This is a genomic window from Terrabacter ginsenosidimutans (genome assembly GCF_039539425.1).
GTDB lineage: Bacteria > Actinomycetota > Actinomycetes > Actinomycetales > Dermatophilaceae > Terrabacter > Terrabacter ginsenosidimutans.
On the sequence record NZ_BAABDC010000001.1, the window covers coordinates 1,222,795 to 1,242,543 of the forward strand.

General features: G+C 73.1%; 19 protein-coding genes. 11 read left to right on the forward strand and 8 right to left on the reverse strand.

The window, feature by feature from the left end; translation table 11 throughout:
- Positions 1–480, forward strand: a complete 480-nt coding sequence (locus ABD831_RS05650) for a hypothetical protein (protein WP_344942754.1) — start codon at positions 1–3, stop codon at positions 478–480.
- A gap of 145 nt (positions 481–625) precedes the next feature.
- Here ABD831_RS05650 and ABD831_RS05655 read toward each other — a convergent pair whose 3' ends face one another.
- Positions 626–1,174: a hypothetical protein gene (locus ABD831_RS05655; RefSeq protein WP_344942757.1), complete on the reverse strand. Its 549-nt coding sequence runs from the start codon at positions 1,172–1,174 to the stop codon at positions 626–628.
- A 64-nt stretch (positions 1,175–1,238) separates the two neighbouring features.
- Positions 1,239–1,706, reverse strand: a complete 468-nt coding sequence (locus ABD831_RS05660; RefSeq protein WP_344942760.1) for a DUF7144 family membrane protein — start codon at positions 1,704–1,706, stop codon at positions 1,239–1,241.
- 380 nt (positions 1,707–2,086) lie between these two features.
- On the opposite strand from ABD831_RS05660, the gene ABD831_RS05665 reads away from it, so the two are divergent.
- Positions 2,087–3,085 (forward strand): serine/threonine-protein kinase, encoded by a 999-nt coding sequence (locus ABD831_RS05665; protein ID WP_344942763.1) that lies wholly within the window; start codon positions 2,087–2,089, stop codon positions 3,083–3,085.
- Between the two features lie 70 nt (positions 3,086–3,155).
- Entirely contained in the window at positions 3,156–3,806 is a 651-nt protein-coding gene (locus tag ABD831_RS05670; protein ID WP_344942768.1) for an LON peptidase substrate-binding domain-containing protein, read from the forward strand.
- 250 nt (positions 3,807–4,056) lie between these two features.
- On the opposite strand, the gene ABD831_RS05675 is transcribed toward ABD831_RS05670, so the two are convergent.
- Positions 4,057–4,764 carry a M50 family metallopeptidase gene (locus tag ABD831_RS05675; RefSeq protein ID WP_344942771.1) on the reverse strand — a complete coding sequence of 236 codons (708 nt, stop codon included), beginning with the start codon at positions 4,762–4,764 and terminating at the stop codon, positions 4,057–4,059.
- Positions 4,765–4,897: 133 nt separating this feature from the next.
- Here ABD831_RS05675 and ABD831_RS05680 point away from each other — a divergent pair, with 133 nt between their 5' ends.
- On the forward strand, positions 4,898–5,752 hold the full coding sequence (locus tag ABD831_RS05680; RefSeq protein ID WP_344942773.1) for a matrixin family metalloprotease: 855 nt from the start codon (positions 4,898–4,900) through the stop codon (positions 5,750–5,752).
- A 54-nt stretch (positions 5,753–5,806) separates the two neighbouring features.
- Here ABD831_RS05680 and ABD831_RS05685 read toward each other — a convergent pair whose 3' ends face one another.
- Positions 5,807–6,742 carry a 2-dehydropantoate 2-reductase gene (locus ABD831_RS05685; RefSeq protein ID WP_344942776.1) on the reverse strand — a complete coding sequence of 312 codons (936 nt, stop codon included), beginning with the start codon at positions 6,740–6,742 and terminating at the stop codon, positions 5,807–5,809.
- Between the two features lie 126 nt (positions 6,743–6,868).
- Between ABD831_RS05685 and ABD831_RS05690 the strand changes: the two genes are divergently transcribed.
- The 3 genes from ABD831_RS05690 to ABD831_RS05700 are packed head-to-tail and all read left to right on the forward strand — an operon-like array spanning position 6,869 to position 10,892.
- On the forward strand, positions 6,869–9,466 hold the full coding sequence (locus ABD831_RS05690; protein WP_344942779.1) for a molybdopterin-dependent oxidoreductase: 2,598 nt from the start codon (positions 6,869–6,871) through the stop codon (positions 9,464–9,466).
- Positions 9,463–10,401 (forward strand): FAD binding domain-containing protein, encoded by a 939-nt coding sequence (locus ABD831_RS05695; protein ID WP_344942783.1) that lies wholly within the window; start codon positions 9,463–9,465, stop codon positions 10,399–10,401. The genes ABD831_RS05690 and ABD831_RS05695 overlap by 4 nt, the downstream gene beginning before the upstream one ends.
- Positions 10,398–10,892: a metallophosphoesterase family protein gene (locus ABD831_RS05700; protein ID WP_344942786.1), complete on the forward strand. Its 495-nt coding sequence runs from the start codon at positions 10,398–10,400 to the stop codon at positions 10,890–10,892. The genes ABD831_RS05695 and ABD831_RS05700 overlap by 4 nt, the downstream gene beginning before the upstream one ends.
- Before the next feature lie 25 nt (positions 10,893–10,917).
- Here the strand turns inward: ABD831_RS05700 and ABD831_RS05705 are convergent, their stop codons facing one another.
- The 3 genes from ABD831_RS05705 to ABD831_RS05715 all read right to left on the reverse strand — a co-directional run bounded on the left by ABD831_RS05705 (position 10,918) and on the right by ABD831_RS05715 (position 13,289).
- Positions 10,918–11,406 carry a DUF1269 domain-containing protein gene (locus tag ABD831_RS05705; RefSeq protein ID WP_344942789.1) on the reverse strand — a complete coding sequence of 163 codons (489 nt, stop codon included), beginning with the start codon at positions 11,404–11,406 and terminating at the stop codon, positions 10,918–10,920.
- A gap of 165 nt (positions 11,407–11,571) precedes the next feature.
- A complete protein-coding gene (locus tag ABD831_RS05710; protein WP_344942791.1) occupies positions 11,572–12,069 on the reverse strand; it encodes a DUF427 domain-containing protein in 498 nt (165 codons plus the stop codon).
- Positions 12,066–13,289, reverse strand: coding sequence for a cysteine desulfurase-like protein (locus tag ABD831_RS05715; RefSeq protein ID WP_344942795.1), 1,224 nt, complete (start codon positions 13,287–13,289; stop codon positions 12,066–12,068). Before ABD831_RS05715 ends, ABD831_RS05710 begins: the two co-directional genes overlap by 4 nt.
- Before the next feature lie 126 nt (positions 13,290–13,415).
- Here ABD831_RS05715 and ABD831_RS05720 point away from each other — a divergent pair, with 126 nt between their 5' ends.
- Entirely contained in the window at positions 13,416–15,170 is a 1,755-nt protein-coding gene (locus ABD831_RS05720) for an NAD(P)/FAD-dependent oxidoreductase (protein WP_344942798.1), read from the forward strand.
- Positions 15,167–16,585, forward strand: coding sequence for an adenylate/guanylate cyclase domain-containing protein (locus ABD831_RS05725; RefSeq protein WP_344942801.1), 1,419 nt, complete (start codon positions 15,167–15,169; stop codon positions 16,583–16,585). The genes ABD831_RS05720 and ABD831_RS05725 overlap by 4 nt, the downstream gene beginning before the upstream one ends.
- Positions 16,586–16,626: 41 nt before the next feature.
- On the opposite strand, the gene ABD831_RS05730 is transcribed toward ABD831_RS05725, so the two are convergent.
- Positions 16,627–18,042, reverse strand: coding sequence for an FAD-binding oxidoreductase (locus ABD831_RS05730; RefSeq protein WP_344942805.1), 1,416 nt, complete (start codon positions 18,040–18,042; stop codon positions 16,627–16,629).
- Positions 18,043–18,266: 224 nt separating this feature from the next.
- On the opposite strand from ABD831_RS05730, the gene ABD831_RS05735 reads away from it, so the two are divergent.
- The gene (locus tag ABD831_RS05735) at positions 18,267–18,797 is read left to right on the forward strand and encodes a mycothiol transferase (RefSeq protein ID WP_344942808.1); all 531 of its coding nucleotides are present in this window, start codon (positions 18,267–18,269) and stop codon (positions 18,795–18,797) included.
- A 92-nt stretch (positions 18,798–18,889) separates the two neighbouring features.
- On the forward strand, positions 18,890–19,726 hold the full coding sequence (locus ABD831_RS05740) for a CPBP family intramembrane glutamic endopeptidase (protein ID WP_344942811.1): 837 nt from the start codon (positions 18,890–18,892) through the stop codon (positions 19,724–19,726).
- The last annotated feature ends 23 nt before the right edge of the window (positions 19,727–19,749 follow it).

The window sequence follows — 19,749 nt, forward strand, 5'->3', positions numbered from 1 at the left end:
GTGACCACGAAGAGCGAGTTCACCGACGAGGAATGGCTGCGCATCATGCGCGCCCCGATGGTCGCCGGGCTGGCGATCTCCCTGGCCGACCCGGGCGGTCCGATCGAGGCCGCCAAGGAGTCCATGCAGACGGTCAAGAGCGCCACCAACCCGCCCACCCGCGAGCAGCTGCTGGCCGAGGTGGCCCTGGAGATCCAGGCGTCCGTCCAGGAACGGCACAACCCCCTCAAGGGCTACCGGCCGGCGGCCGGTGCACCGCCCGGCGAGCAGGTGCTCGAGGAGCTGCGGGGCGTTCAGGAGATCGTCGCGGCGAAGGCCACCGCCGAGGAGGCCGCGGCGTTCGCACGATGGTTGGTCGCCGCGGCCCAGGCGGCCGCCGACGCCGCCAAGGAGGGCGGTTTCCTCGGATTCGGCGCGCAGCAGGTCAGCGATCGCGAGCGGGTGATGGTGGACCGGGTGCGCGAGACCGTCGGCGCGTGATCGCCACCGACCGGCCCCCTCGCCGTCCGGGCATCAGCGTCTGGGCATCAGCGACCTGGCATCACGGTCCGGGCATCACGGTCCGGGCATCAGCGACCTAGCATCACGGTCCGGGCATCAGCGACCTGGTAGCGCCACCTACCTGTCAGTGCAGGGCGACCTTCATGGCTGCGACCAGCATCCCGATCCCTGCACCCACCGCGGCGCTCGCGACGCATCCCCGCCTGCTGAGGCCGCTGCGCACGCCGGCGAGATAGCTGTAGCCGCTCAGCAGGCCGATGGTGGCGATGAGCGCTGTCCAGGCTGCCGTGCGCAGTGACGCGCCTGCCAGCTCGGCGAGGAGCAGGATGAGGATCGGCAGGAGAGAGGCGCCCGCTATGGGCCACGTCTCCAGCAGGGCCGCGCGCAGAGCGACCCGTGGGTGGAGACCATGCTTGACCGAGGCACCCAGGGTGCTGGCGTGCAGGTGGGCGAGCCAGTAGACGAGCACGGTGCCGAAGATGGCGATGCTCAGCTGGGCGCTCGAGTCGAGGTGCCCGGCGCCGTAGGCGATGGCGGCCGCACAGACCACCGTGCCCGTGAAGACCCCCTCGCCACCACTGATGAGGCCGAACGGGTCGGCCTTGCGTCGAGCATCCGCAGCCTCGTCGTCCGGGCCGTCATCGCCCGCGCCGCCCGTCTCCCCGTCGTGCACATGAACCACCCCGATGGGTTGGTGGGATGGCGGAGGGTCCCCGCGACCCAGGGGCCCCGCCGCGTCAGGAGCGGGACGGGATCTCCCTGCCGTGGGCGGCGACGGCATAGATGACGAGGATGTCGACGACGATGATCGTCAGGGCCCAGAGCGGGAACGCCGGGATGAACGCGAAGTTCACGATCGCGCTGAGTCCGGCCACCATGATCGCCAGCACCCGCGCCCACATGGCGCCGGTGAACAGTCCGAAACCGGCCACCAGGGCGACCACACCGACGATCAGGTGCACCCACCCCCAGACCGTGTAGTCGACGTGGACCACCAGGCCGCTGGAGCTCACCAGGTAGTAGCTCTTGTTGAACAGGGCCACGAGCCCGGCGATCCCCTGGAAGCAGCCGAGCAGGATCATCATCGTCGACGAGAAGATCACCCAGCCGCTCCATGGGTCGGGCAGCCCGGGGGCTCCGTGCCCGTCGTGTTGCGGTGCTCCGGTCGTTCGTGCCGCCGGCGCCTGTCTGCGCACATCACTCATGGTGTCTCCTCCGATCACACCAGCTGTCGTGTTCCTCCACGCTTGCGACCGGCACCGGCGGCGTCATCACTCGGCGAGAGTGATCCTGCAGCCCGCCCGTCGATCCCCACGCAGATGCGTGGCAACCCGGGTCGGTCACCCCCCGAGCAGAGGCCCGGTCGAGGGGGGTTCCCTTCGCCCCGAAGAGGGCGAATCGCCTGTTCGAGGCGCCGTGGGGAGGGGTATGTAGGCGGGAGCCGTGCGACCGGGGGCGGTTCAGCAGAGACCAGAACCGTGGATTCTCAATGTCCACGGCCTCCCGTACCATGACCGCTGACGAAGGCCCCTTGAGATGTCAACTGACGCGCACCTTCAGTCCGAAAGCCGTAGGTGCCCCTGACATGAACCGACTGCAGGAAGGGTTCGTGCTCGGCGAGCGCTACCACCTGGACCACCGCATCGCCTCCGGCGGGATGGCGGACGTCTGGGCCGGCACCGACTCGGTGCTCCAGCGCGAGGTCGCCGTCAAGGTCATGCGTCCCGACGCCGACCACGAGCGCCTGTTCGCGCTCCGCTTCCGCGACGAGGCCGTGCACTCCGCGGCCCTGATGCACACCAACATCGCCACGGTCTTCGACTACGGCGAGGACCAGGGCCTCGCCTTCCTCGTCATGGAGCTCGTCTCCGGCGAGCCGCTCTCGGCGGTCCTCCGGAAGCGTGGACCGCTCCCGGCGAGCGAGGTCCGTTCGATCATGGGGCAGGCCGCCCTCGCGCTCGGCGTGGCCCACGAGGCCAGAGTCGTGCACCGTGACATCAAGCCGGCCAACATCATGGTTCGCGAGGACGGCCTCGTGAAGCTCACCGACTTCGGCATCGCGCGGGCCCTCGACGCCTCGGGTCACACGCAGCACGGCGAGATGCTCGGCACCCCGAACTACATCAGCCCCGAGCAGGCGCTCGGCCACGCGGCGACGGGCGCGAGCGACCTCTACGCCCTCGGCGTCGTCGGTCACGAGATGCTCGTCGGGCAACGCCCCTTCGATCGGGGCACGCCCATCGCGACGGCGCTCAGCCACGTCAACGAGCCGCCGCCACCGCTGCCCGACGACATCCCGGAGGACCTGCGAGACCTCATCGCCGAGTGCCTCGAGAAGGACCCCGAGAAGCGACCGCTCAACGCCGCTGCCGTCGCGGTGCGGCTCGGTCTCGGCGACCAGGAGCTGCGCGGCCTGGCGCTCGGCCTCGCGACCGCCATCAACGGCTCACCGGCCGAGATGCTCGACGACATCGAGGAGCTCCACGGTGAGGTCCGCGACGTCTCGTCGACGGGTTCGCGACGCGCGGTCGACCCCGAAGAGCTCGGTGCGACACAGGCGATGCCGTCCGCGGTCCCGGACTGAGCCAGCCGTGACGCAGTCAGGGTTCGACAGCGTCCCTGTCGCCGCGCCCGATCCGACCTAGTCTGGACGTATGGCGATCCTGCCGCTCTTCCCGCTCGGCACCGTGCTCATGCCCGGTGGGAGGTTGCCGTTGCAGATCTTCGAGCCGCGCTACGTCCAGCTCCTCAGGGACCTGCTCGACGGCCAGGACGAGCGCTCGCCGGTCTTCGGGGTCGTCGCGATCCGTGAGGGTTTCGAGGTGGGGGACGACGGTGTCCGTGCCCTGCACCCGGTGGGGTGCGGCGCGTTGCTGACGCAGGCGGCCGCCCTCGAGGGCGAGCGTTTCCTCGTGGTCTCGGAGGGCACCGACCGCTTCCGCCTCGATGCCATCGACGAGTCGGCCGGCACGCCCTACACGACGGCTCGCATCACCTGGCTGACCGAGCCCGACGGGGACCCCACGACCGTCGTCGATCTCGCTGCCCGGCTGCGTTCCGAGCTGGGCGCGTTCGCCGCCGCCACCGGGTCCGAGCCCGAGATCCCCGTCGACGACCGCCTGCTGGCGTATGCCGTGCCGGAGACCGTGAGCCTGGACGTGGCCGATCGCCAGCGCCTCCTGGCCAGCAGCGACACCGAGTCCCGCCTGCGCCTGGCTCTCCAGCTCGTCCGGCGCGAGCGAGAGTTCGCGGACGCTCTCGGCGCGGTGGGCAGCGCCCCGCTGCCGCCCTTCAGCCCCAACTGACCTCGCTGGGTCAGGCCCGGACGCCGGCACGACCAGCCCGACGGCACGCCTTTGTGATCTCCCCTGCACGCCGTCGGGCCGTGCCATGGTCGGCACGCGCCAACCGCAGCATCCCTCGAGGGTTGTGTCGGGAGACTCCCCCAATCCGTCACCCGATGGACGCTTACCCAGCCGGCGGCGATCCGGTCACCGTTCGCGCCCCTGAGCCGCCGTCGGGTCGCCGGACGACCCGGCATACGACCGCTGGCCGTCAGCGCAGGGTGTGCACGACCTCGGCGCCGACCACCCACGTCGCCAGCGCGCACACGACGACGAACGAGAGGTTCCACAGCGCGCGGGGCAGCGGCGTCAGCGAGGCGAGGACGCCCGGGTCGCTGCCGCGGCTGCGGTCGCGGAGCACCGCGGACAGGTGGCGCCACGCCCCGACGAGCAGCACGACCCCGAGACCGATGAGCACCTGCGTCTGCAAAGCGTCGTCCCGCCACCACCACAGTGCTGCCGAGCCGGCGATAGCGACGACCATGACAACGACCGTCAGCGCGGACCGGACCCGGACCAGGGCGAAGAGCAGCACGGCCAGTCCGGCCGTGATCAGCGGGGCCGCCCAGCCGCGCCCGGCCGCCCACACCATGGCGGCGCCGAGCAGGGCCGGCATCGGGTAGCCCGACCACGTCGAGGCGACGCGGCCGGGGCCGCGCACCGGGCCGCGGGTCACGGCATGGCCCGACATGTCGCCGCGCAGCACGAACCCGGTGAACTGGCGCCCGACGAGGACGCCGACGACGGCGTGGCCGAGCTCGTGCACGAGGGTGACGGCGAGGCGGACGACCCGCCAGAGCGGTTCGACGGCGACGAGGACGAGGGCGACGCCCAGGACGATCAGCAGGCGGGGCGCCGTCAGCGCGACGTCGCCGGTCGCCGGGACGACCCGGTCGCGTACCGCCTCGAACCACTCCACGGTCGCTGAACCTAGCGGACCTCCTTGTGGGCGCTGCACGTGACGGGTGCAGGCCGGGTACGTCACAGCTGGTCCCGCAGGAGGCGATGGCCTCGATGCGACAGGACGGGCGGTTCACGGCACCATGCAGGACATGCGTCAGGGGTTCCTCGTTCGCGTACCCGGCCGGCACCGGGCAGTGGGACCAGCCGGGTCGTTCTGGTCACGTGCGGGCCTTCCGCTCCGCCAGGGCGCAGCGGTCCTGGCCCTGGTCGCCGTGGCGGTCTCCGTCTGGCTGTGGGAGGTCAGGCCCTTCGACTCGAGGCACGGGCTCGGGGTCGACGCCCCGTCCGCGGGCATCGGTGCGGCTCACGCCCCTCTCGGCGCGCCCCCGTCGATGCCGGGCGGACACGGTGGCTACACGTTCATGCGGATGCAGGGCAACGGCGCCGACCCGGTTGCCTACGACCCGTGCCGCCCGATCCACTTCACGACGAGCACGGTCGGGCTGCCACCCGGCGGTGACGCCCTCGTGCGTGAGGCGGTCGCGACGATGTCGCAGGCCAGCGGGCTTCAGTTCGTCGACGACGGGCTGACCGACGAGCCGCCGGTGCCCGAGCGCGACCCCTACCAGCCGGACCGCTACGGCGACCGGTGGGCGCCGGTCTACATCGCCTTCGCGACTCCGGGTCAGATCCCGCGGCTCGCGGGCAGCACCGTCGGGCTCGGTGGCAGCACCCCGCGCGCGGCCGACGACGGGGTCCTCGTCTACGTCACCGGGTCGGTCTGGCTCGACGCCGCCGCGATGGACGACCTGCTCGCCGCGGGCCGCCGGGACTCCGCCCGGGCCGTGGTCGAGCACGAGATCGGGCACGTGCTCGGCCTCGACCACGTGTCCGACGCGACGCAGCTGATGTCCGAGACGGGCGGCACGGGTGCCGGTCCCTCCGACGGCGACCGGCGCGGGCTGGCGGTCCTCGGCCGCGGGGTGTGCCGCCCCGACCTGTGACCGCAGGCGGCCGTCGGTGCCCGCCGGACGCATACGCCGTCGGGCCTGACGCGGTCAGCCCAGCAGGGCTCTCGGGTGACGCGCGGTGAGCACCTCGAGCAGGAGCCGGTGCAGCGGCACGTCCACCCCCGACTCGCCGGCGAGACGCACGACGGCGCCCGTCCACGCGTCGAGCTCCGACGGCCTGTCCTCGAGCAGGTCCCGCTGCAAGGTGGTCGTCCCGTCGGCGGGCTGGTCGTCGACGTAGGCCAGCGTGCCCGCGACGACGCGATCAGGCAGGCGTATGCCGCGTGCCCGGGCCAGTGCCTCCACCTCGCGCATCGCGTCCTCGAGCAGGGCACGGCGGGGCGGCTGCGTGCGCAGCTCGCCGATCGTGGCGTCGAGGGCCGCGCCCAGGCTGCCGAACGGCACGACGAAGAGCATCTTCGACCACAGCTCGGCCCAGATGTCCTCGGGCACCGGGGACGCGGCGCCGGAGCCGACGATCGCCTCGCGCAACCGGGTGACCCGCTCGGAGGGCGCCCCCGGCGTGGCGGACCACTCGTCGACGGTGAGGGACCCGGGGCCACCCGCGTGGGTGATGCAGCCAGGCCCGTCGATGTGGACGAAGAGCTTGGCGATGCCAGGGAGCACGGCACCGCGCCCGACGGCGGCGGCGACCTGGTGGGGTGCCTCGACGCCGTTCTGCGTCGTGACGACCGCCGTGCCGGGGCCGACGAGGGTCGGCAGCGCCGCCAGCACCGGCGGCAGCTGCCACGTCTTGACGGCGAGCAGCACGACGTCGACCGGGCCGATCGAGGCGATGTCGTCGGTGGCCTGCGCCGGCTGCACGGTGAAGTCGCCGGCGACACTCGTGACGGCGAGACCGCGGTCGCGGATCGCCTCGAGGTGCGCGCCCCGCGCCAGGAAGGTGACGTCGTGGCCCGCCATTGCGAGCCGCCCGCCGAAGTAGCCGCCGACTCCGCCCGTTCCGAGCACCGCGATCCGCATGACCGTGCCTCCTCGTCGGGTCCGGCGACCGGACCCCTCGACACCATCATCGCGCTGGGGCCGCTGCACAGGTAGCGTCGGTGAGCATCGTCTCGTCCTGAGGCAATGGCGGCTGCAGGAGGCTTCATGGAGCTCACCACCACGGTCAACGACGAGGCGCGGGTCGTCGAGGTCGACGGCACCGAGTCGGCGGTCGACGTCGTGCGTGACGGTCTCGGCCTGACCGGCACGAAGCTCGTCTGCGGCAGTGGCGTCTGCGGCGCCTGCACGATGCTCGTGGACGGCGAGCCGGTGCTCGGCTGCCTGACGCCGGTGACGCGGCTGCGAGACGCGGCCGTCACGACCGTCGAGGGGATCGCGGACGGGGACGAGCTCCATCCCGTGCAGCGCGCCTTCGCGCACCACGATGCGCTCCAGTGTGGCTACTGCACGCCGGGATTCGTCGTCGACGCCGTCGCCTTCCACGACCGGTGGCGCGCCGACCACGGCACCACGGAGCCCGGTCGTCAGGCCATCGCCGAGGCGCTCGCCGGCCACCTGTGCCGGTGCGGCTCCTACGAGGGCGTCTATCGCGCGGTGGCGGCCGCGTGCCGTGGCGAGCACGACGTCGACGGGGGCACCGTCGAGCGGGTCGAGCGGGTCGAGGCGCCGGCCAAAGTGACGGGCGCCGCGGTCTACACGACCGACGTCGCGCTGCCCGGGATGCTGCACGCCGTCATCCGCCGGTCCGACCTGGCGGCGGGGGTCGTCGGGCCGATCAGCTTCCCCCATGCCGTCCTCGGCATCGAGGTGCTGGACGAGGACCGGCGGGTGCGCTGGGCCGGCCAGCCGATCGCCGTCGTCGCCGCCGAGTCCCTGGCCGAGGCCCGCCGCGAAGCGCGCGAGCTGACCGTGCCGTTCACGGCGCAGCGGTTCGTCCTCGACCCCGCCAAGGCCGTCCGCCCGGGTGCCCCGCTCGTCTACGCGACCCGGGCCGACCGCAAGGAGGCGCCGACCGCCGGCGAGGGCAGCGCCATGCCGGCGCCGTGGGACGGCAACAGCCACGGCCCGTCGCGCGCCCCGTTCCTCGGCACCGTCGCCAAACGGCGCATCCGCGCGGCCCGGTCCGAGGGGCGACGGGGCCTCGTCGACCTCGAGTTCCACACGGCGGCGCAGCTGCACACCGCCTTCGAGCCGCATGCCTGCGTCGCCGACTGGAGCGACCCGCAGTACCTCCGGGTGTGGCTCAGCACGCAGGGCGTCGGGGCGATGCGCCTCGAGATCGCCGACCACTTCGACCTCGACCCGACCCACGTCGAGGTCGTCGCCGAGCACGTCGGTGGCGGGTTCGGCGCGAAGCTCGGCCTGACGACGGAGGCCATCGGCGCGATCGAGCTCAGCCGCCTCAGCCGCCGTCCGGTGCGACTCGTCCTCGACCGGCACGAGGAGCTGACCGGCACCGGCAACCGTCCCGGGAGCCGCTCGCGCGTCTCCCTGCTCGTCGACGACGACACGCAGGCGATCCGGGCGCTCACCGTCGACACCGACAGCCACGCCGGCATCGCCGTCGGCAACAGCGTCGCGGCGCTCGCGATGCTCGTCTACGACCGCACCCCGCGCCTGGCCCGTGACGTCGACGTCGTCACCAACGCCCCGCCCGGCGCGCCGTTCCGCGGCCCGGGCGGACCGACGATCGCGTGGGCCCTCGAGCAGACCGTCGACGAGGCCGCCCACCGTTTCGGCCGGGACCCGATCGACCTGCGCGCGCAGTGGGACGGCAACCCGAAGCGCCAGGCGCTCTACCGCTGGGCGTCGGCGCTGCCCACGTGGCAGGGTCGCCCGGCGACCGGGAGCCAGACCGGGCGCTACCGCCGCGGCGTCGGGGTCGCGGCCGCCAACTGGATGTACTTCGTCGACCCCGACTGCGAGGTGATCGTCCGCGTCGAGGCCGGGCGCCTCGTCGTCTCGACCGCCGTCCAGGACATGGGGACCGGCAGCCGCACCGTCCTGGCGCGCGCCGTCGCCGGTGTCTTCGGGGTCGACCCGACCGCGGTGGACGTCCGTCTCGGGCGTGCGCACAGCGGCGCGACCCACGGACCGGCCTCCGGTGGCAGCCGCACGACGGTGTCGCTGTGGTCGACGGCGGTCGAGGCGGCCACGAGCCTGCGCGCCCGCATCGGCATCGACCTCGGCGGCGCCCCCGACGGCGCGTCCGCCAGCGCGAAACGGGGCGGCGACCGCGGCCTGCGCGCCGTCCCCGTCACCATGGGCGGCATCCAGGTCGGCCGGGGCTTCTCGGCGGCCGTGCACGTCAGCGAGGTCGAGGTCGACACCCGCACCGGCAGGACCCGCGTGCTCCGCGTCCACGGCGGCATCGCCGTCGGCCGCATCCACGCCCCGGTCCTCGCCCGGAGCCAGTGCGAGGGCTCGGTGATCCAGGGCATCGGGCTCGCGCTCTACGAGAACCAGGTGCTCGACCCGCACACCGGCCTCACCCTGACCGCCAACCTCGAGGACTACCGCATCCCCCAGCTCGGCGACACCCCCGAGATCGACATCCACTTCCACGAGGAGGGCTGGGACCGCGTGCCCGGCGGCGGGGTCGGCCTCGGCGAGGTCGCGACGATCAGCCCCGCCGCGTCGGTCGGCAACGCCATCTTCAACGCGACCGGCTGGCGACCGCTCACCCTGCCGGTGCGGCCCGACCGCGTCCTCGAGGGCCTGCGCACGGAGGTGGCCCGATGAGCGTCACGATCCTCACGGCATACGACGAAAGGCCTGAAGGGACAGGCGATATCGTCTACCGCGCAGGTGGCACCGACCTTCAGGAACGGCTGCGCACGACGGGCGCCACGCCGCACGTGCTCGACCTCACCGGCATCCCCGGCTTCGCGAGCGTCGAGCGCACCGACACCGGCACGACCCTCGGCGCCGGTGTCACCGTCGCCACCGTGGCGCGGGACCTGGCCGAGGACTACCCGGCGCTCGCCCTGACCGCGGCCGGCCTCGCGACGCCGCAGGTGCGGACCGCAGCGACGATCGGCGGCAACCTGCTCCAGCGCACCCGCTGCTGGTACTTCCGCCACCCGCACACGTCGTGCTTCAAGTCCGGCGGTGACACCTGCCCCGCACGCGACGGCCGCCACCTCTACGGCAACGTCTTCGACACGGCGCCGTGCGTCCACCCGCACCCGTCGTCCCTCGCGATGGCGCTGCTGACGTATGCCGCGACGATCGACACGACGCACCGTGACGGTCTCGCAGTGGGTGACGTCCTCGGCGACGGGTCCGACCCGAGCCGCGACCACCTGCTCGCCGACGACGAGGTGCTGAAGCGGGTCGTCCTGCCGCCGCCGGTCGCGGGCGAGCGGGCAGCGTACTTCCGCTCGATCAGCCGGTTCGAGGCGGAGTGGCCGCTCGTCGAGGCCGTCTGCCGGGTCGTGCGCGACGGCGACGGCCGCGTCACGGAGTGTGGGGTGGCGATCGGCGGTATCGCGCCGACTCCCCTGCGGCTCAGTGCGGTCGAGGCCCTGATCACGGGAACGCAGCTCGACGACGACGCGATCACCGCGGCCGCGGCCGCCGCGACGGAGGGCGCCAGCCCGCTGCCGGAGACGGGCTACAAGGTGCAGCTCGTCGCGGCCACGGTCCGCGAGGTCCTCGAGCGCGTGCGGTCGTGAGGGCGCTCGTCCTGTCGGACACGCACGCGCCGCGGCACTGGAAGGCCTGCCCACCGGCGTTGCTGCCCCACCTCGACGCGGCCGACGTCATCCTGCACGCCGGCGACGTCTGCACGCCCGACGTGCTCGACCTGCTGGCCGGCTTCGCGCCGGTGCACGTGGTGATGGGCAACAACGACGTGCCCGAGGTCGCGGACTGGGGTGCGCCCGAGACGCTGGAGATCGAGCTCGAGGGGGTGCGCGTCGGGATGATCCACGACAGCGGGCCCAAGCAGGGCCGGACGGCCAGGATGCGGCGACGGTTCCCGACGGCCGACCTCGTCGTCTTCGGGCACTCGCACATCGCGCTCGACGAGACCGGCGACGGGCTCCGCATCCTCAACCCCGGGTCGCCCACCGACCGCCGGCGTCAGCCGTCCGGCACCGTCGCGACGCTCGACCTGCGCGACGGCGCGGTCGTCGGTGCCCGGATCGAGCCCCTGCCGACCTGAGCGCACGCCTGCGTCGATCAGCGACTCAGCGACCCCCGAAGGTCTCCAGCAGGATCTGGCGCTCGCCGTCCGTGAGGTTGGTGGCGACGAGCTTGCTGTGCATCCCGCGGAAACGTTCGCCGACCCGGTCGAGGTCGCCCTCCTCGGTGACGACGAAGAGCGCCGACGTCCCCGGGGTCACCTCGGTGCGGATGGTCTCCAGCTGCTCCCTGGTGATCCCGGCGTCCTCCGTCATCTTGCTGATGGCTGCGATGGCCCCACCGACGACGCCGCCCACCACGGGCACGAAGAAGAGCGCGCCGACGAGCACTCCCCACAACGCGCCCCAGCCCGTGGCACGCCACTTCTCGTCGTTGGTGTGGCTCGTGCTCGGATGCGAGTCCCCCGCCGGCCAGGTGACGACCGCGTGGTCGACGACCTTGAGGAACCCCTCCCTCTGGCAGTCCTCGAGGATGGACTCGGCGTGGTCGGCGCCGCCGAGGTCATCGAACTTCCAAACCGTGAAGGCAGCCATGTCGTGCTCCTTTGGGCGGCGCCGCTGGCCCGTCGGCCACCGGGCGGTGGTTGCGAGTGGTCCCGCCGGGCCGCGCGTGCCTCTCAGACGCGACGGTCCGACGAGTCCCACCCTGCCGTCCGCGGCTGCCGTGGTCCTCCCTCTCTCGGAGTGAGGTGTGGCCGGTCACCAGCCCCAGGAACCCGGGATGCCCTTGAAGGGACCGACGACACGGTCGGTCACCCATCCGCCGTAGAAGCCGCCCTCCTGCGCCCGCACCCGCTCGCCGTCGACGTAGCAGGCGTCCACGAGCCCGGGCATGACGGCGACGTGACCGGCCAGGACGGCATACGTCGGCACGGGCTCGGGGTAGGTCCACGCGGCGCGAGCGGCGCGGCGCCCCCCGCCGAGGAGGTCGAAGTAGGCGGCCCGGCCCTTCCACTCGCAGACCGTGCTGCCCTCGACGGGCAGGAGGGCACCGTCGACGAACGCGTCGAGTGGCAGGTAGTAGGTCGGTGGGTGGCTCGTCTCGAGGACGCGGAGCGAGGAGCGCGTGCGGGCCACGACCTCTCCGCCGAGGTGGACCTCGACGAGCTCGCTGCTCGGGTCGACGGCCGGCGGGCGGGGGTAGTCCCACACCGACTCCTGGCCGGGTCCCGGGGACAGCGGCACCGGGCGGCTCATCGCCGCGCCCCGCAGATCTCCTCGAGGCCGGTCGCGAGACGGTCGATGTCGTCGGCGTTCGTGTAGGGCGCGAGGCCCATCCGCAGGCCGCCGGTCGCGCCGAGCCCGAGGTGGTGACTGCACTCCCACGCGTAGAAGTTGCCGGCGGGCGCGTTGACGCCGCGCTCGGCGAGGGCCGCGCGCAGGTCCTGCGGGTCGTGTCCTTCGACGGTGACGAGCAGCGTCGGGGTGCGCCGTCTGGCGTTGCTGTATGCCGTGAGCCCGGGGATCGCACGCAGCCGCTCCTCCAGCGCGGCGAGGAGGGTGTCCTCGTGCTCCTCGAGCGCCGCGAAGGACGTCACGAGCCGGGCGCGGCGCGAGAGCGAGGGGTCGGTGAGGGCGAGGTCGGCGAGGAAGTCGACGGCGGCCGTCGTGCCGGCGAGCAGCTCGTAGGGCAGCGTGCCGAGCTCGAAGCGCTCGGGCACGGCGTCGGACGACGGGAGCAGCTTGGCCGGGTGCAGCGTCTCGAGCAGCTCGGGGGCTGCGGCGAGCACGCCCAGGTGCGGGCCGAGGAACTTGTAGGGCGAGCAGACCCAGAAGTCGGCGCCGGTCGCCGGCACGTCGGTGAGCACGTGCGCGGTGGCGTGCACGCCGTCGACCCAGAGCAGCGCCCCGACGGCGTGGGCGATCTCGGCGATGGCCGGCAGGTCGGGCCGCGTGCCGATCAGGTTCGACGCGGCCGTCACGGCGACGAGCCGGGTGCGGTCCGTGACGACGGCCCCGACGGCCTCCGGGGGCAGCTCGCCCGTGGCGGGGTCGAAGTCGGCCCAGCGGACGGTGGCGCCGACAGTCTCGGCGGCGAGCACCCAGGGGCGGATGTTGGCGTCGTGGTCGAGGCGGCTGACGACGACCTCGTCATCCGGGCCCCAGCCCGAGGAGAGCGTGCGGGCCAGGTGGAAGGTCAGCTCGGTCGCGGACCGGCCGAAGACGATGCCGCCGGGGTCGACCGCGAGGAGGTCACCCATCGCAGCGCGGGCCTCGACGACGATGCGGTCGGCCCGGCGCTCGGCGGGCGTCACGGTGCCGCGGTTGGAGATGGCCGAGGTGAGGGTCTCGACGACTGCCGTCGCGACGGTGTCGGGCACCTGCGAACCCCCCGGACCGTCGAAGTGCGCGGCGCCCTCGCGCAGGGCCGGGAAGTGCCAGCGGATCCGGTCGACGTCGTACGCGGAGGGTGCCATGGCTCCATCTTCGCGGAGGGGCGACGACATCGTTCGTTCGGCACCCGCGAGCCGCGGAATCGCCCTACCGTCGACAGGAGAGGGGTGGTCGCACGTCGCTACCCGTCTGCCGCGTGAGGGGGAACCATGACCCGTCCTCTCCTGCTCGTCGTCGACCACGACCTGGACGCGCTCGCGAGATCCGAGGCCGAGCTGGCCCGGCGCTTCGGCGTCGACTTCCGGGTGCGCGGTGAGTCCGAGAGTGCCGTCGCCCTGCAGCAGCTCGAGCTCGCCGCCGATCGCCACGATCCCGTCGCGCTCGTCCTGGCCGACCCGTGGCTGCCCGGGATCGGGGGCGCCGAGCTGCTGCGCTCTGTGCGGACCCTGCACCCGGACGCCGCGCGTGCGCTGCTCGTGCCGTGGGGCGCCTGGGCGGACGGGCGCACCGCGGAGGCGATCCTGCGGGGCATGTCGCTCGGTGACATCGACTACTACGTCCTCCAGCCGTGGACCTCACCGGACGAGCTCTTCTGTCGCACCGTCTCGGAGTTCGTCCAGGCCTGGTCGCGGACGGTCGCGAACCGACGGCGGGAGGTGGTCGTCGTCGGTGCGGCTCGCGACCCGCGCGGACACGCCGTTCGGACTCTGCTGACCCGCAACGGGATTCCGCACGCCTACCTCGACCGCGGCTCCGACGAGGCAGAGGACCTGCTCCGGTCGATCGGGGCCCCGCGTCCTGCCGACGCCGACGGCCCCCTCGTGGTGTGGTTCGCGGCGCTGGGCGGGCGCGTCCTGCTCGACCCGACCGACGTGGAGATCTGCCAGGCCTGGGGCATCGGGACCGACTTCACCGTGCCGGGGGGCGGGGACGAGGTGCGCGACGTGGACCTGCTCGTCGTCGGTGCCGGACCAGCCGGTCTGGCGGCCGCGGTCTACGGCTCGTCCGAGGGTCTGTCCGTGCTCTGCGTCGAGGAGCACTCGCTCGGCGGCCAGGCCGGGACGAGCTCGCTCATCCGCAACTACCTCGGCTTCTCGCGAGGGGTCTCCGGCGCCGAGCTGGCCCAGCGCGGCTTCCAGCAGGCGTGGGTCTTCGGTGCCCGGTTCGTCCTGACCCGTCGCGTCACCGCGATCGAGCGCACGGACGGGCTCCCGTGGTTCGTGGCCACGGTCTCCGACGTCGGTGACGTGCGGGCGCGGGCCGTGCTCCTGGCGACCGGCGTGGCCTACCGGCGCCTCGGCGTGCCGTCGCTCGAGGCGCTGAGCGGGTCAGGCGTCTACTACGGCGCGAACGTCTCCGAGGCCCACGGGCTCACGGGGGCGCACACGGTCATCGTCGGCGGCGGCAACTCGGCGGGCCAGGCGGCGCTCCACCTGCAGCGGTATGCCGCGGACGTGACCGTCGTCATCCGCACTCCGGACCTCTCCGCGACGATGTCGCGCTACCTCATCGACGAGATCGAGGCCTCGCCGGCGATCACCGTCGTCCCGAACGCCGACGTCGTCGACGGGAGCGGCGACGGATGGCTGTCCGAGGTCGTCGTCGCTGACCGCACGACCGGCGAGCGCCGGTCCCTCCCGGCAGACGGCCTCTTCGTCATGATCGGCGCGCAGCCACACACGGCATGGCTGCCGGACGACGTCGTCCGCGACCCGTGGGGCTTCGTCGTGACGGGCGCCGACCTGAGGGAGACGGGTGCCTGGCACCTGCAGCGTCCGCCGTGCGCCCACGAGACGTCGGTACCGGGGCTGTTCGCCGTGGGCGACGTCCGAGCAGGGTCGGTGAAACGGGTCGCGTCGGCGGTCGGTGAGGGGTCGGTCGTCGTCTCGGAGGTCCACCAGTACCTCGGCCTGCTCGAGGCCGTCCGCCGGTCGGAGAGCTCCGGGAGCTCCGGACCGTCGTGACCGAGCATGCGCGCGCCTCGGGGCCGACGGAACTCCCGTCACCCGGGGGGACGGCGCGCGCCGGGGCCGGTCGCCGCGTCGCCGTCGGTGCCGCCGCGCTGGCGCTGCCGCTCCTGGGGCTCGTGGCGCTCCGGCTCTCCGCGGGCCTCGACGTGCAGTGGCAGCACGACCGGACCCACTTCTGGATCGTCCTGGGCGCGGCGCTCGTCAGCGCCGTCACCGCCTACGGCACGGGTGCTGCCGCCGGGCGACGCGGCGACGTGCGGGTCATGTACGTCTCGATCGCCTTCCTCTCCGCGGCGGGCTTCCTGGGCCTGCACGCGCTGGCGACGCCGCACATGATCCTCGACACCGCCTCGGCCGGGTTCAACAGCTCCACGCCGGTCGGCATCGCGGTGGGCTCGCTCTTCGCCGTCGCGTCGACCCGCGAGGTCCCGTCGGGTCGGGCGGCGGTGGAGATGCGCCGCGCCCGCCGCTGGCGGGTGGCCCTCCTGGCCCTCATGGCCGTCTGGGGCCTCGCCTCGCTGCTGCGGCTGCCACCGTTCGACGCCGGATCCGGTCCCGAGCGGGGCTCCTGGCCGATACTGGCGGCCACCGCGCTCGCCGTCGTGCTCTTCGCCGTGTCGGCGCTGACCTACGCGCGGCTGTGGTGGCGACGTGGTGGGCTCCTGCCCGCGGCCATGGCTTCGGCCATGGTGCTGCTCGCCGAGGCGATGGTTGCCGTGACCGTCGCCCCGAACTGGCACCTGTCGTGGTGGGAGTGGCACCTGCTCCTGCTCGCGGCCTTCGTCCTCGTCGCCTGGGGCGCGCAACAGTCCTGGCACGAGGAGCGGTGGGCCGCCCTCTACACCGCCGACACCCTGGCCGGGCGGCGCGAGATGTCGATCCTGTTCGCCGACCTCAAGGGCTTCACGACCTTCTCCGAGGCGCACGACCCGGCCGAGGTGACCCAGATGCTCAACGCGTACTTCACCGTCGCCATCCCGGCCGTGGTCGCGCGGCACGGCGGCACGATCGACCGCCTGATCGGCGACGCCATCATGGCGACCTTCAACCGTCTCGGCGACCAGCCCGACCATGCCCGGCGAGCCGCGGAAGCCGGGCTGGCCCTGCAGGCCGAGACCGCCCGGATCGCCGAGGCGCACCCCGACTGGCCCCGCTTCCGAGTGGGCATCAACAGCGGCGAGGTCGTCGTCAGCGTGCTCGGCAGCGAGGGCGGCCGCACCCACACCGTCATCGGCGACACCGTCAACGTCGCCTCACGCATCGAGGGCCAGGCGCCGGTCGGAGGCGTCGCGGTCACCGCCGACACCCTGGCGCTGCTCCCCGGCGCGACCACGGAGCCGCTCGGGGCGCTCGAGCTCAAGGGCAAGGCCGAGCCCGTCGAGGCGTTCGTGCTGTTGTCGCTGGGGTGACCGCGTGCGCCACATGGCCCACGCGGTCACCCCAGAGCCCATCACTTCGTGACCGCGCCGTCCTCGAAGAGCCGCGGGACGCGGTGGTTCGCGAGGAAGCGGTCGTCCGGGTCGTAGGCCGACCGGATCCCCTTGAGCTGCAGCCACGCCGACTCGCTGTAGCCCGTCCGGGCGTCCACCTCGTTCTCGGCGAAGTTGAGGTAGCTGCGGCCCGTCGACCACGGCTCGAGCGAGCGCGTGAACTGGTGGGCGTCGAGCTGGCCCTGCATCGCCATCTCGGGGGTCGCCGCGATCGCGACGCCGAAGGCTGCGTATGCCGCGTCGATCGTCGCGAGGGCGCCGTGGCCCTCGGGGGCCCGGCCGAGTGCACCACCCAGCTGCCGCAGCTCGGCCGCGAGCAGGGAGGAGGTCGACCCGGGTCCGACCTGCTCGAGGATCGTGTCGATCGTGGCGTCGCCGAGCTCTCCGAGTAGGGTCCCGTCCGAGACGGCCGGGGCCGGCCCTTCCGGGTCCATGTGCAGGCGGGTCAGCGACCGGGCCGGCACGCGGTCGAAGGTGTCGATCTCCGGCCCGAGGCCCCGCAGCAGGCCGAGGATCGAGCGGGCCTCCGCGTCGCAGCCGAGCACCGCCCCGTCGATGACGACGAGCGACCGGCCGCGCAACGGCTCGGGGATCTCCGGCATCGGCGGGAGGTTGAGGAAGCGGAACGAGGTCGTGACGGCGTCGGGTGCCTCCGGCGCCCAGTCGGCCCAGCGGCGCAGCACGCGCTCGGCGTGGTCGCGGTCCCAGACGAGCATGCCGGCATACGCCGTCTCGATCGGGTAGAGGCGGAACTCGAGGGCCGTGACGACACCGAAGTTGCCGCCACCACCGCGCAGCGCCCAGAAGAGCTCGATGTTCTGCGTCGCGTCGGCGCGCACGTGCTCGCCGTCGGCCGTGACGAGCTCGACGGCGGTGAGGCTGTTGGAGGCGAGCCCGAGCTGTCGGGCGTACCAGCCGATGCCGCCGCCGAGGCTGTACCCGGCGATGCCGACGTCGGGTGAGCTGCCGTGCAGCGCCGCGAGCCGGTGGTCGGCGGCGGGCTCGGTCGCGTCGATCCAGAGCGCGCCGCCCTCGACGCGGGCGATGCGACGGGTCGGGTCGATCGTGACGCCGCGCATCCGCTCGGTGCGCAGGAGGACGACGTCCCCGAGGTCGTGCGCCACGAGCGGTCCGGCGTTGTGCCCGGTGCTCTGCGGCGCGACCCGCAGGCCGGCGGCCGCGGCGGCGCGGACGACGTCCTGGACGTCGGACACGCTGCGGGGCAGGGCGACGGCGGCGGGGCGCTGGTCGAGCGCGACGTTCCACGGCATGCGTGCCGCGTCGTAGCCGGGGTCGCCGGGGAGGTGGACCGCACCGTCGCAGAGTCCGGCAAGGCTCGTGGCCTGTCGGGCGGTGGGGGTGAGGTTGAGGGTCATGCGGTTCTCCTGGATGGTGATCGGTCGGTTCGGTGGTTGGTCGGCCCCTCGTGTCTCGTGGTGGGCGCGGCTGTTCAGTGCCTTGGGACGCTGCCCAGATACATGGAGCGCGAAAGATCCGCTTCGTCCGGGAAGGCCTGCGGGGCAGGCGCTTTCGCCCATTTGTCCATGGCTGGGGTGCTCGCTTCCCTGCGACCGGGCGGCGCGGGGTGCATGCTGGGCTGATGGACGACGTGACGACCGACACCGCGCGGGACCTGCTGCTCGACGGCTTCGGCCGCATCCGTGACGGCGTGCCGGAGGTCGTCGACGGCCTCTCCGTCGAGGAGCTGTTGTGGCGGCCGGACGCCGACGCGAATCACATCGCCTGGCTCGTCTGGCACCTGGCCCGCCAGCAGGACGAGCAGGTGGCGCACCTGGTCGGTGAGCAGTCCGCGTGGTTCGCCGACGGCTGGGTCGACCGTTTCGGGCTGCCCTACCCTCCCGACGCGCACGGGTGGAGCATGAGCTCCAAGGACGTCGGCAGGTTCACCGTCGTCGACCCGGGCCTGTTCGGCGACTACCAGGCGGCCGTCCACGACCGCACGGCCTCGCTGGTCCAGAGTCTCGACGCGGACGCCTACGCGCGGGTCGTCGACACGCGCTGGGACCCGCCGGTGACGGTCGCGGTCCGGGTCGTGTCGGTGCTCGACGACGCGATGAAGCACCTCGGCCAGGCGGAGTACGTCCGGGGTCTCGTCGTGAGACGCCGCTGACCGATGGGGCCGGTGTTGCCTGCGTGGTGAACGTGGTCACGGCGCCGCCGAAGCATAGGTGCTGCACAGGAAGACCTGCGAAAATGGAGGCAATGAGCATCCCAGTCCTGAGTCCTGCTGCCACCGCCGTCGAGTCGTCACCCGGCGGCGTCGTCGTGACAACGAAGGACCCCGACGCGGCTCACGACCACGTGCGCCGTCACCGCCTCGCCCTCATCGCGCGAGGTCGACGGGCGCGGCTCGCCGCCACGGTGGCCGTCGTCTTCGCGCTGGTCGGCCTCAACGTCGCAAACCACCTCCTCGGGTGGGACACGATGTGGCTCGGCCCGGTCGGCGCGGTCACCCTGCTGGCCTTCGCGCGGTGGCAGGGCCTCACCTGGCACCAGCTGGGCCTCGCCCGCCACACCCACGCGCGCGGCATGCGCTGGGGCCTCGGCGTCATCGCCGTCGTCGGTCTCGTCTACCTCGTCGGCATCCTGCTTCCCTCGACGCGGACCGCCTTCCTCGACGTGCGCTACCACCTGCCCCCGGCCGGCGCGCTGCTCACGGCGTTCGTCATGATCCCTGTCGGCACGATCCTGCTCGAGGAGGTCGCCTTCCGCTCCGTGCTGTGGGGCTTCCTCTCCCGGCACGCCCGGATGTGGCAGGTCCTCGTCGGCTCGTCCCTCCTCTTCGGCCTCTGGCACGTCTTCCCGGCCATGGCCTCGGCGACGGGCAACGCGGCCATCGGGTCCGCGGTCGCCGGGCTCGGTCCGTTCGCCAAGATCGCCGTCGTCGGCGGCACGGTGCTCTTCACCGCCCTCGGTGGCGTCCTCGCCGGGGAGCTGCGCCGCCGCAGCGGCAGCCTGTTCGCGAGCGTCGGCATGCACTGGGCGACCAATGCGCTCGGCGTGCTCTTCGGCGTTCTCGCCTGGCGGCTCGCCGCCTGAGCTGCTCCTTCCGGGCCTGTCCG

Coding starts and splice junctions, on each gene's coding strand:
- ABD831_RS05660 (WP_344942760.1), bottom strand. CDS start 1,706: ATGAGTGATGTGCGCAGACAGGCGCCGGCGGCACGAACGACCGGAGCA.
- ABD831_RS05665 (WP_344942763.1), top strand. CDS start 2,087: ATGAACCGACTGCAGGAAGGGTTCGTGCTCGGCGAGCGCTACCACCTG.
- ABD831_RS05670 (WP_344942768.1), top strand. CDS start 3,156: ATGGCGATCCTGCCGCTCTTCCCGCTCGGCACCGTGCTCATGCCCGGT.
- ABD831_RS05680 (WP_344942773.1), top strand. CDS start 4,898: ATGCGTCAGGGGTTCCTCGTTCGCGTACCCGGCCGGCACCGGGCAGTG.
- ABD831_RS05685 (WP_344942776.1), bottom strand. CDS start 6,742: ATGCGGATCGCGGTGCTCGGAACGGGCGGAGTCGGCGGCTACTTCGGC.
- ABD831_RS05690 (WP_344942779.1), top strand. CDS start 6,869: ATGGAGCTCACCACCACGGTCAACGACGAGGCGCGGGTCGTCGAGGTC.
- ABD831_RS05695 (WP_344942783.1), top strand. CDS start 9,463: ATGAGCGTCACGATCCTCACGGCATACGACGAAAGGCCTGAAGGGACA.
- ABD831_RS05705 (WP_344942789.1), bottom strand. CDS start 11,406: ATGGCTGCCTTCACGGTTTGGAAGTTCGATGACCTCGGCGGCGCCGAC.
- ABD831_RS05710 (WP_344942791.1), bottom strand. CDS start 12,069: ATGAGCCGCCCGGTGCCGCTGTCCCCGGGACCCGGCCAGGAGTCGGTG.
- ABD831_RS05715 (WP_344942795.1), bottom strand. CDS start 13,289: ATGGCACCCTCCGCGTACGACGTCGACCGGATCCGCTGGCACTTCCCG.
- ABD831_RS05720 (WP_344942798.1), top strand. CDS start 13,416: ATGACCCGTCCTCTCCTGCTCGTCGTCGACCACGACCTGGACGCGCTC.
- ABD831_RS05730 (WP_344942805.1), bottom strand. CDS start 18,042: ATGACCCTCAACCTCACCCCCACCGCCCGACAGGCCACGAGCCTTGCC.
- ABD831_RS05735 (WP_344942808.1), top strand. CDS start 18,267: ATGGACGACGTGACGACCGACACCGCGCGGGACCTGCTGCTCGACGGC.
- ABD831_RS05740 (WP_344942811.1), top strand. CDS start 18,890: ATGAGCATCCCAGTCCTGAGTCCTGCTGCCACCGCCGTCGAGTCGTCA.